The organism is Pseudonocardia sp. D17, from assembly GCF_036984265.1.
Taxonomy (GTDB): domain Bacteria; phylum Actinomycetota; class Actinomycetes; order Mycobacteriales; family Pseudonocardiaceae; genus Pseudonocardia; species Pseudonocardia benzenivorans.
In genome coordinates, this window is sequence record NZ_BPRG01000041.1 from 1 (window position 1) to 10542 (window position 10542).

Consider the following 10542-nt stretch of genomic DNA (forward strand, 5'->3'; position numbering starts at 1 on the left):
CCTACACGTCTACGCCACGCCCCTCACCAGGGTCGGGTCGCACACCACCCTGGCGGACGCCACTGTCGGCGGCGGCAGCTTCAGCCTCTCGCTGCGTCCGCCACTGCAGGTCGGCCTGCACAGCGGCGAAGTAGTTCTCCTGCCAGTGTCGGCCTTCGGCCAGCTGCTGGCTGGGTGGGATGAGCCGTTCCCCTGGTCGGGGCGGGGCCGGTGGGCCGCCTCGGGATTCGCCTTGGGGCACGAGGTGTTCCCCAGGCCGGCACAGGCGGCGGTCGATGACCTGGGCGAGGCGGGCGATGGCGCCGGGGCGCCAGCGTTGGTGCCATTCGCCGGCGACGTGCGGGGGCGAGGTCGGGGCGTAGGCCTGCACGTGCGCGCTGCGCAGCCAGGACAGCTCGATGACGGCGGGGCGGTGCAGGGCCCAGCAGTCGGGCAGCTCCTCGCGGGTGATCTCGTACCAGGGAACCAGGACCTCGGCGATCCACCGCGCGAGGACCGCCCACTGGTCGCGCGCCTCGGCTGCGGTGAGCCGGGGCCAGTCGACCGGAGGATTGCGCTCGCGCCCGAGGGTTTGCAGGACCTCGTCGAGCTGCTGGCGTTGGCGGCCGAGCTCTTCGGTGGCGAACTGGCGCAGCGCGCCGAGCTCGGGAGCCAGGCCCTCGGAGACCGTGCTGGCCAGCTCGACGTGTCGGGCCGTGAGGTCCTGGATGAGGGCGCGCAGCTCGCCGCGTCCCGCGTCGTCGCTGACGGCTGCGCGCAGCTGCGCGACCTCCTCGCGCAGCCTGCGCGTCTCGCCGAACGCGGCCGCCATGCCGGCCGACGGCGGCGGGTTGTACGGGCCGCCGTCAGGGGCCGTGCCAGGCCGCCGCGCCCGGCCGGGCTCCTCGGGCGGGTCGGAAGGCGTGTCGTTCATCAGGCAGCATCCTGCACCGCGCCGGGCAGCGGCGCGGTCGAGTATCCGTCGGCGTGGCCGGTCTGCTGGTCTCGGCGCAGCAGATGGTCCCCCGGTGCCGGGGCCGGGACGGGGCCTGTGGGGGTTGCGGGGCGCCGGCGCCAGCCCGGGGTGAACCGAACGATCGCGGGTTTGGTGCCCAGCCCGAGGACGTAGGCGTGCCAGCGGGGCAGGCCGTGGATGGTGTGGCCGGTGATGACCTGTTCGGTGGCCCAGGACTGGTTGTGGGAGCGGCTGGTCTGCCCGCTGCCGTTGTCGGTACGGCCGTGGCTGCTGCGCTGCACGCGGCGCTGCCCGCCGAGGTAGGCCAGGGTCTCCAGGTCGTCGCGGTTGGCCACCCCGGGCAGCACGACCCGGGTGGGCAGGTTCGCGAAGATCGTCTGCGCGCGGGTTGCGCCCCAGCGGGTTTCGAGCTGGGCGAGGTCTTGGACCATGGCGTTGACGGTGATGCCCCAGCCCCTCGAGTCGGCGGCCCACACATCGAGCGGGACAGGGGTGGTGTGGGCGACCTCGTCGAGATACAGGCCCAGCCCGGGGTTGAGGTATCCGTTCGGGCTGGTCGCGGCGACTTGCTTGGCGGTGGCGAAGACTGCTTCGGTGAGCGCGGTCAGCAGCGGCGCGACGCGGGCGTCGTCGCCGGCCACGACGTAGATCGTCCCGGTCTCGCGCAGGAACCTCGTCAGGTCGACGTGCCCGCCGCGCGGCCCCGGGGTGGGGCGGCAGGCGGCGGCGACGGTGGGGGAGTCCATGAACGCGACCGGGGGGTGAGGGCGGCGAAGTAGCCGGTGCGGGTGTTGGCGGCCGCGGCCAGGTGCGAGTCGAGGGTGCCGAGCCAGCCGGGCGGGACGGCGCCGCCGTGCTGTTCGAGGATGCCCGAGGGGGCGCGGTCGTCCGGGTGCAGGGTCCAGGCCATGACCTGGGCCATGTCCTGGCCGGTGAGGGCGGCCGCGAGCAGGTAGCAGCGCAGGATCTCCGCGGCCCGGTCGGCCCAGAAGTCGGCGTTCTGAGTGCCTTTGGCCCCGCCGCCACCGCGGACCAGGGCGCGGGCCCGGGCGTCGGCGATGGCCGCGTCGGCGCAGCCGGCGACGGGGTCCCAGCGCAGGGTCGAGGCCAGGCCGCCGAGGCCGGTGGGGTTGAACACCAGGACCGGGCCCCGGGCGGCCCGGTCGGCGGCGGTGAGGTCGACGAGCTCGGTCTTGGTGCTGGTCACGTACGCGGCGCCGGGGAACTCCCGGATCGGGTTGACGATGAACGAGCTCTTGCCCGAGCCCTGCGGGCCCAGCACGAGCATGCCCCGCCGGTGCGGGCTGTAGACCGGTCGGCCGCGCAGCAGCAGCGGGCCAGAGACCAGCCGGCCCAGCCGCTGCCCGCTGTGGTGCGGAGCCGACCCGGCAGGGGCGCCGGTGAGGCGGCGGACGGCGCGGGCCCGGCGATGGTGCGGTACTCGTGGCGGTCGAGCCAACCTGCCCAGCCATCGGCGCCGAGGTGGCGGCGCAGCCGCGCCCCGGGGCGGTTGCGCGCGACGAGCACCGCGGCGGCCGCCGCGGCGGCGGTCACCGTGGCGGTGATCAGCCACCCCCGATCCCCCGGGGTGAGGGAGAGCTTGGCTCCGGTGGCGGCCGCGAGCACGAGAACCAAGGTGCGGCCCCGTCGACGCCAGGAGGTAGTGGTGGGTGCGGTGGGTGGCTTCACGGAGGTCGTCATGCCGGCGCCTCCGCCGAGCTGGCGTGACCGGTGTGGTGGCCGTTGGTCAGTAGCTTCAGCGCGTCGTGCACGCCCTGGGCGCGGCGCTTCTCGCAGCCGAAGTAGCGGCGGATCGCCTCGACACTGGGTAGACCGGTCTCGTCCCAGGGCTCGAGCTGCCCGCTTGCGATCGCGGCGCGGACCTTGGTGACCAGGGTGAGGGTGTCGACGGTGTCGGCGGCGAGCCGGTGGGGGCCGGCGTCGGTGATCTCGACGTGGGCTTCCTCGAGGATGGTGGCCAGGAACGCGGCGGCCAGCGGCTGCAGCACGATCGCGACGACGATCAGCACCGGTGGGGCCAGATGGGCCAGCAGGGTCGTGACGTCGCGCCAGGTCCCGAGGACCGGCAGGACCGGTGAGGCGTTGATGGCCATGGTGGCCAGCAGCAGGAACGCCTCCAGCACCCGGACGCGGGTCCGGTTCTCCCGGGGGGGAAGGTCCGGCCCCACTGCGCGGCCCGGGCGTGCAAGGTCATGATGACCAGCAGCGGCAGGGAGAACAGCGGCTCGACGATGTAGGCCAGTGGGGTGCCGTCCGGGCCGACGAGCGCGTCGTGCACGCCCATCGAGGTCCACGCGATCCCGGCGACGGCGACGGCCATCAGCACGAGGCTGACCCCGACGTGGGTGCGCTGCAGCGACGCCAGCCGTGAGGTGGGGTCGAGCAGCCGCCGGCGGCGGGCCAGGGCGCGGCGCTGCCAGACCTGGTCGGTGAGCTCGGCGCGGGCGAGCTGGCGGTCCGCGCGGCGCTGGCGGCCGTCGAGGCGGGCGGTCGCGACGGCGGTGGCGACGTCGTGGCGGCGGCCCAGGCTCCGGACTCTGCGTGCGGCGCGCCGTTCCAGCCGCTCCTCGGTCGCCGAGAGCACGTCGAGCCGGGCCCGGTCGCGCTGCAGGTCCGCGAGTTCGCGGTGGTAGCCGGCGGTCGCGGTGCGCAGCTCGATCGTCTCGCGCATCGCCCGGATCTTCTTCGCGTTCGCGGGCTCACGGCCCGGCGCGATCGCATGGTCGGGATGCGGGGTCGCCGGGGGCGCTGCCGTCGCTGACGTCGCCGGGGCGGGCGCGTCGAGGTCCTGCACGATCCGGGCAGCAGTCAAGGCGGCGGGGCCCGGTCGGTGGACCCCGTTGATCGGGGTCTCGGTGTCCTCGGCTCGCCCACGCAGGGCACCAGAAGACAGGTCAGTCATCGCCATTCTCCTCGTCGCGACCGCGGGGCATAGGAACCGGCACAGCACCAGGGGCCTCCGCGACGGCTGTGGACACCAGCCAGGTCCAGCCCTGGCAGCGTGGACAACCGGTCGCCCCGAGCCGGGCGATCTTCTCGACCGTCGGGGTGAAGGCGTGGCCGCACTGGGTGCACGCCAGCAGCGGCAGCGCGCTCAGTGACCGGGTCCGGGCGCCGCCGGGTGCGGCGGACGCGGTCATGACCACACCACCGCGGGACGGTGCAGCGTGCCCCGCATGATCGCCGAACAGGTCGCCAGCCACCGCGACTGCGCGCGACGGGCCGCGCGCGGGCTGCTGCATCGACTCCTCGGTGAGGTCGGGGACGCGCAGGCCCGCGCACGATCGACACACTCGCCCGGCGGGAGCAGTCAACGCGGCGGGATGCACGGTGGCCCCGCACACGGCCACGTAGCGGCCGCGGGGTCGGCCGATGAGGACCTCGGTGTCCTCGACGTCGTGGGCCAGGCCGTCGGCCGCCGATGTCACCGAGGTAGCGGCACCGACAACGGTGCGTGCGGCGGACCGCCTGTTCATCGAGTCACCGCCGGACGGCCGAGGACCCGAGCATCCCGGGGTCCCTGTGGCCGCGGCGCCGGGATGCTGGGCAGGACGGGCGTAGAAGCCCGGACGGAGGTGCCGTTGCTGGTATCGGCATCCAGCTCTTCAGCGCTGGACTTGCGGCGGAGGGGTGCGATGCGGAGTTCCTCGACGTGATCCCAACGAGGGTCGCGATAGATCCGCGAGCCGAACCGGCCGGCCGTCACCGTCCACCCCTGGGTGAGGGCTCGCTCGTCCTGCTCACCGAACCGCCGTGCTAGGGGCGCGAGCGAGGCTTGGAGCAGGCAGGAAAGAATCCGCATGGGTCGTTTCTCCTGGTCGTCAAGGGGTCTGGTGAGCGATCCACGGCCTCGGTAGGCGTTCCAGCGCCTACCGAGGCTCTCGCCGGAGTCCTGAGGGGACCGGGCCCCGACTTGTAGACTATCCAATGATCCATTAGATGGCGCAAGCCGCGCAGGCAGAGCGGTGGATAGCCATCTGATGAGCCATTGGTTGACGCGGTAGGCTCCGCCTCCGACACTTCTGAGGGCAGCTGCTGCTTAGGAGGGGGCCCGGATGACCAGACGGAGTCGCACAGTCGAGGTGAAGGTGCTACGAGGCGAGTGCGCGGACGACGAGACCTGTCCGACCATCAGCGACGTTGGCGACCCCGAGGCGCTGTACTTCATCGGAGAGCCACACGGCGGCGGCCGGTTCCGGCTACCGGAGGCGTTCGTCCCTGAAGTGCCTGCCGTTGATGGATGGGCCTACCTAGTCGGCACTCAGAGCGATCACAACGACATCTATGACGCACACCGGGCACGGATCGGCGACGGCGAGCGTCTCTACCGCGTCGAGCTCAACGACATCCCGCCGGCACTGAGGAAGGCCGTGATCAGCCGATGATGGATGCTGCCGCGCTCCGCGCCTACATCAAGGCGCACTTCACCCGGACCGCCTTTCGGCTGGAGACCCTGCAGCAGTACGAGGTTGCCTCCGACGGGAACGACTTCGGCCGATACCTCCGCGGTGAACCCGCCCCTACCCCAGAGCGGAAGGAGCCCTGGCTGCGGCGACTCCGTGCTGAGCGTGAGGCCAACCTCTATCGCCACCGCGTGCGCATCGTGACCGCGCCCGTGACGGCCTACACCCGCTACGAGTGCGAGTGGGGGTACGTCCCGAACGCAAACGCCGGTGAAGACATCCGGATCCTCGACCTTCGCGCACAACCGCTCCCCCACGTCGTCTCGGAGGTCGATGAGGACTTCTGGCTGCTAGACGACGAGCACGGCCTGCTGATGCACTACGGCATCAGCGGCGAGTTCATCGGCGCGACGCTTCAGCCGGGACTGGTCCCGCTGCTGCGGGACGTTCGAGACCAGACCTGGGGAGCCGCAGAACCGTTCAACCAATGGTGGGAGCGCAACTCCGATCTCCACCGCGACGGCAGGCAGGTGGCCTGACTCCCTTGCCCTCGACCGCCATACCTGCGGATGCCAGCCTGGCAGGGCTGGCGGCACGCCTGCGCGCCCTCAGGGAAGGTGCACAACCGCGGCGCTCACAGACCGCGGCGGCTGGCCATATCGGCGTTAGCCAGAACAAGATCAGCCGGGCGGAGTCTGGCCTGTTCCTGCTGGAGCCGTCCCAGGTCGACCGACTCGCGCGTTGGTACGGCGCTAGCCCCGACGAGCGCCGTCAGCTCGTGGAGTGGGCCAAGGCTCTCAAGCCGGGCCGTGTGGACTCGAGGCTGATCTTCCAACGCGGCACCAACCACTTCCAGGAGCGCATTCGCCGCATGGAGGAGAGCGCGGCGGTAGTGCGCTCCTATCAGCCTGCCATGGTGATCGGGTCGCTACAGACCAAGGCATATGCGCGGGCCGTTTTCGGTCGGCGGCCAGCCGCAGAAGCGGCGGCGGCTGTCGAGTCGCGGTTGAGCCGATCGCGCATGATGCTTGAAGATCCCTCACGGACCTGGGTGTTGATCCAGACGGAGGGCTCGCTGACCTGGAATCTTGGCGGGGCCGCGGTCATGGTGGAGCAGCTCGAGCATCTGCTCATGGTTAGCGAGCTCCCGAACGTCCATCTGGGCGTCGTCAGCCTCGCTACTGTCCTCGACTTCGCCGCACCTCACGGCTTCCACATCTACGACGCTCAAGCAGTGCAGATCGGTACGAAGACCGCGACGGCTCTCACCAGTGATCGTCGCGACTTAGACGTGTACGAGCAGCTCTTCGGCAAACTCGAAGCAGCTGCAAGCTTCGGTGCCGCAGCTCGAGAACGCATCTCTGAGGCGCGCACGCGGTTCGAGGAGTTCGCGACTCGCTGAGACCTGTCGGTGACGAACGTGCGGACGGCGCCGACAGACTGCGAGACCGTTGGCCTGCAAGGTCAGCGCGCCCACGCATGATTCCGAATCATCTCGGCGCGTCGGGGTCTCGATGGGCAGACGCAGCCGGTGCGAGGCCGTGGACGTGGCGCTGGGGCATCTGGAGGAGCACGGCGCGTACGTGCGGGCGGGCTATCACGGCAAGACGATGGGTGGGCGTTCGGTCGGGCGCTACGAGTGGGCGACCGGGCTCGCGGTGATCAAGTTTGATCACTCGACGAGTCGGTCGAACGAGCCGCAGCTGCACTGTCATGCGGCGGTGCTGAACCGGGCTGTGACGGCCAGCGACGGGGTGATCCGGGCGCTGGACGCGAAGGGGTTCCGCCCGATCAAGGAGGCGGTGGCGGTCGCTTACGAGCGGGCGCTGGAGGACAAGCTCACCGCTGGTCTCGGGGTGGTGTTCGCGACCCGCCCGGACGGCAAGGCCCGCGAGATCCTCGGTGGACTCGTCGCTGGTCGCCGAGGCGTCGACCCGGCGGGCGCAGGTGCAGGAGCGCGCCACGGAGCTCGTCGAGGCCTACGTGGACCGGCACGGGCGCGCACCGAGCCCGGCCGCGCGCAAGGCGATCATGCAGATGGCGACGTTGGAAACCCGGCAGGCGAAGGGCCCGGAGGCCGGGCCGCAGGCGCTGCGCGCGTGGGGGCAGCAGCGCGCGGGACGGCTGGTCGCGATGTTGGAGGAGGTCGAGGCCGCGGCCGCCGAGGTGGCGCGCGAGGGCCACCCGGACGCCCGCTTGATGCCGGACCAGGGCGACCGGGCGGCGATTCTGCAGGCCGCGGTGCTGGACGTGCAGTCGCGGTATGCGACGTGGACGCTGGGGAACCTGATCGCGGCAGTGGACCGCCAGGTGCTGAGCGCGCCGTGCGCGCCGGAGCAGCGGCCGGCCTACCTCGAGGAACTGGCCCGGGAGGCGGTTCGCGCGGGGAACGACTTCGGGGTGCTGGTGCTGACCGCGGCGGACCCAGTGCAGGTGCCGGAGGCGTTGCAGCGTCCGGAGGACGGGCGGCTGGTCTACCGGCCGCACCTGGACGAGGTGTACACGACCGAGGCGCACCTGGAGACCGAGCGGCGCATCGTGGTCGGGGCCCGGCAGCTGACCGCGCCGGCCATCCGTGGCCCCGAGCTGGAGATGCTGCGGGTCGAGCTGGCGGCGACCACGCTCACCGAGGACCAGCGGGCCGCGGTGCTCGGGGTGGTCTCCTCCGGGCGGGCCGGGGATGTGCTGATCGGCCCGGCGGGCACCGGCAAGAGCTTCACCGTGGCCACGCTGGCGAGGGTGTGGAGCGAGCACACCGGTGGGCGGGTGCTGGGGTTGGCGACCTCGCAGCGCGCGGCGCAAGTGCTGAACGAGGAAGGGCTGGAGGCGATCAACACCTTCCAGTTCCTGGCCCGGTTCTCCCCGGACCCGCTCGGAGTGGTCCGCGAGCAGGTGCGTCCCGGTGACCTGTTCGTGCTGGACGAGGCCGGGATGTCGGGCACCGCCGAGCTGGCCCGGATCAGCGCGCTGATCGAGGCGGGCGGGGGGAAGCTGCTCTACACCGGTGATCACCACCAGCTCGGCGCGGTGGGTGCCGGTGGCCTGCTGGAGCTGCTGGCCACCGACAACGGCGCGTACGAGCTGGACGCGGTGCGGCGGTTCTCCGCGGACTGGGAGAAGCAGGCCAGCATCCGGCTGCGGGCCGGGGACACCAGCGTCATCGGCGAGTACGAGGACCGCGGCCGACTGCGCGGGGGCACGGTCGAGCAGATGCAGGACGCCGCGGTGCGCGGCTATCTCGCCGACACCCTGGATGGCCTGGACTCCCTGCTGATCGTCGGGACGAACTCCGAGGCCGCGGACTTGTCTCGTGCCGTTCGTGAGCAGCTGGTCGCACTCGGCCGCGTCGACGCACGGGTACTGGCCACCGGCAGGGATGACAACGCGATCAGCGTCGGCGACGTCATCCAGGCTCGCCGCAACGACTACGAGATCGAGGTACGCGGCGGGCGCGGCATGGTCGTCAACCGCGAGGTCTACACCGTCCGCGGCGTCAACGGGCGCGGCCGGCTCGTCGCGGACACCCGCGACGGCGCGACGGCCTACCTGCCGAGGGACTACGTGCATAAGCATGTGACGCTCGGCTACGCCGGCACGATCCACACCGCGCAGGGCCGCACCGTCGACACCTCCCACAACCTGCTCGGTGTGCAGTCGAGCCGCGAGGACGCCTACGTGGCGATGACCCGCGGCCGGGAACGCACCATCGCCTACCTGACCACCGAGCGGGCCCCGGATGCGCACGAGCCCGAACGGCTGGCCATCGACCCGGTCACCGCCCTGGCCAACATCCTCGACAACGCCGACCCGGCCCGCGCGGCCGAGCTCGAGCACCGGGCCGCGGTCGAGGAGAGCCAGAGCCTGGCCTGGATCGGCACGCAGTGGGATCTCGTGTCGCGCGAGTGGGCCGAGTACCGCTACAGCGACATGCTGGCCGGGCTGCTCGGCGACGGCGAGCAGGTCGAGACCGCGCAGCGCGAGCACGGGTGGGGGCGGCTGATGCGCACGCTGCGCGAGGCCGAGCTGGCCGGGCACGACGTCGAGCGGGTACTCGCCGCGGCGGTCAACGCGCGCAGCCTCGACGACGCCGACAGCGTGACCGACGTGCTGCGCTACCGGGTGCGGCTGCTGGCCGGTCAGCGGCTGCCCGAACAGCAGGTCGACGCCGGGGACTGGACGACGCTGGGCCCGCCGATCGAGGGCCCGGTGGGGCAGTGGCTGCAGGAGATGGCGGTGGTGGCCAGCAACCGCCAGCACGAGCTGGGCCAGCGAGCGGCCGAGGACCTGCCGCGGTGGGCGGTCGAGCACCTGGGCCTGCCGCCGGCCGAGCCGGGGCAGCGGGCGGAGTGGGTGCGCCGGGCCGGGATCGTCGCTGCCTACCGCGAGCTGGCGGCGGTGGCCGAGGACCAGGTGTCGATCGGTGTCGCGCCCAGCCGGGAGCAGGAGTTCCGCCGGGCGCTGTGGCAGCAGGCGTACGCCGCGCTGGGCCGCCCGGCCGATGCGCTGGACCTGGCCACGGCCACCGACGCCGAGCTGCGCGAGATCCAGACGTGCTGGCAGCGGGAGCAGACCTGGGCGCCGCCGTTCGTCGCCGATGAGATGGCGGCGGCCTACACCGTGGCCGAGGGCTACCGGCAGGACGCGGCGCTCTACGCCGCCGAGCTGACGATACTTGAGGTCGACAGCCCGGCGTACGAGGCGACCCGGCTCGACGTCGAGCGGGCCGAGCGACTGGCCCTGGACTACACCGAACGCGCCCGGCAGCTGGAGACCGTGCACCAGGCCCGGCAGGAGTGGTTCGCCGCCACTGAGAACGCCCGGGTGCGCGACCAGCTGGCCGGACAGGAGCTGGAGCGCCGCGGCGTCGCCGAGCCGACCCTGACGGTCGCGGGCGAGCCGGAGCAGCTGGAGCTGTTCGGCATCGCCACCGATCTCGCGCAGCCGGCCGCCGCCGAGCTCGCGCAACTGGTCGACCACCAGGACGTCGTCGAGCACCAGGCCGTCGAGCGCCAGGGCGTCGAGCAGCGCCCTGGTGTCGAGGCCGGCGCGGCCGAGACGGTGGGGTGGTGGCAGCGGTGGCGCGACCGGCTAGTTGTCGCCGCGGCAGAGGTTGTTGACGCGGTGGGCGGGTGGGTGGCCGCCGAGCGCGGTGTGGGGCCGGTG

10 protein-coding genes and 1 pseudogene are annotated in these 10542 nt (G+C 72.3%); 5 read left to right on the plus strand and 6 right to left on the minus strand.

The window, feature by feature from the left end:
- Position 1 precedes the first annotated feature (1 nt).
- The 6 genes from PSD17_RS07610 to PSD17_RS07635 all read right to left on the minus strand — a co-directional run bounded on the left by PSD17_RS07610 (position 2) and on the right by PSD17_RS07635 (position 4452).
- Positions 2-913 (minus strand): hypothetical protein, encoded by a 912-nt coding sequence (locus PSD17_RS07610; protein ID WP_339122246.1) that lies wholly within the window; start codon positions 911-913, stop codon positions 2-4.
- Complete coding sequence (locus PSD17_RS07615; RefSeq protein ID WP_339122247.1) at positions 913-1701, minus strand: type IV secretory system conjugative DNA transfer family protein; 789 nt, start codon at positions 1699-1701, stop codon at positions 913-915. The genes PSD17_RS07610 and PSD17_RS07615 overlap by 1 nt, the downstream gene beginning before the upstream one ends.
- Positions 1632-2414, minus strand: coding sequence for a hypothetical protein (locus PSD17_RS07620; RefSeq protein WP_339122248.1), 783 nt, complete (start codon positions 2412-2414; stop codon positions 1632-1634). Before PSD17_RS07620 ends, PSD17_RS07615 begins: the two co-directional genes overlap by 70 nt.
- A 238-nt stretch (positions 2415-2652) precedes the next feature.
- Positions 2653-2985 carry a hypothetical protein gene (locus PSD17_RS07625; protein WP_339122249.1) on the minus strand — a complete coding sequence of 111 codons (333 nt, stop codon included), beginning with the start codon at positions 2983-2985 and terminating at the stop codon, positions 2653-2655.
- Entirely contained in the window at positions 2979-3878 is a 900-nt protein-coding gene (locus tag PSD17_RS07630) for a hypothetical protein (protein ID WP_339122250.1), read from the minus strand. The genes PSD17_RS07625 and PSD17_RS07630 overlap by 7 nt, the downstream gene beginning before the upstream one ends.
- The gene (locus PSD17_RS07635) at positions 3871-4452 is read right to left on the minus strand and encodes a hypothetical protein (protein WP_339122251.1); all 582 of its coding nucleotides are present in this window, start codon (positions 4450-4452) and stop codon (positions 3871-3873) included. The genes PSD17_RS07630 and PSD17_RS07635 overlap by 8 nt, the downstream gene beginning before the upstream one ends.
- 579 nt (positions 4453-5031) lie before the next feature.
- Between PSD17_RS07635 and PSD17_RS07640 the strand changes: the two genes are divergently transcribed.
- The 5 genes and pseudogenes from PSD17_RS07640 to PSD17_RS07655 form a co-directional block, all read left to right on the plus strand.
- Entirely contained in the window at positions 5032-5361 is a 330-nt protein-coding gene (locus PSD17_RS07640; protein WP_339122252.1) for a hypothetical protein, read from the plus strand.
- Positions 5358-5918: a DUF6879 family protein gene (locus PSD17_RS07645; RefSeq protein ID WP_339122253.1), complete on the plus strand. Its 561-nt coding sequence runs from the start codon at positions 5358-5360 to the stop codon at positions 5916-5918. Before PSD17_RS07640 ends, PSD17_RS07645 begins: the two co-directional genes overlap by 4 nt.
- Before the next feature lie 5 nt (positions 5919-5923).
- Entirely contained in the window at positions 5924-6781 is an 858-nt protein-coding gene (locus tag PSD17_RS07650; protein ID WP_339122254.1) for a helix-turn-helix domain-containing protein, read from the plus strand.
- A gap of 112 nt (positions 6782-6893) precedes the next feature.
- Positions 6894-7268, plus strand: a pseudogene (locus PSD17_RS35325) (relaxase domain-containing protein); the annotation flags it as partial.
- Positions 7269-7281: 13 nt separating this feature from the next.
- On the plus strand, positions 7282-10542 hold a 3261-nt coding region (locus tag PSD17_RS07655; RefSeq protein WP_339122255.1), incomplete at its 3' end, for an AAA family ATPase.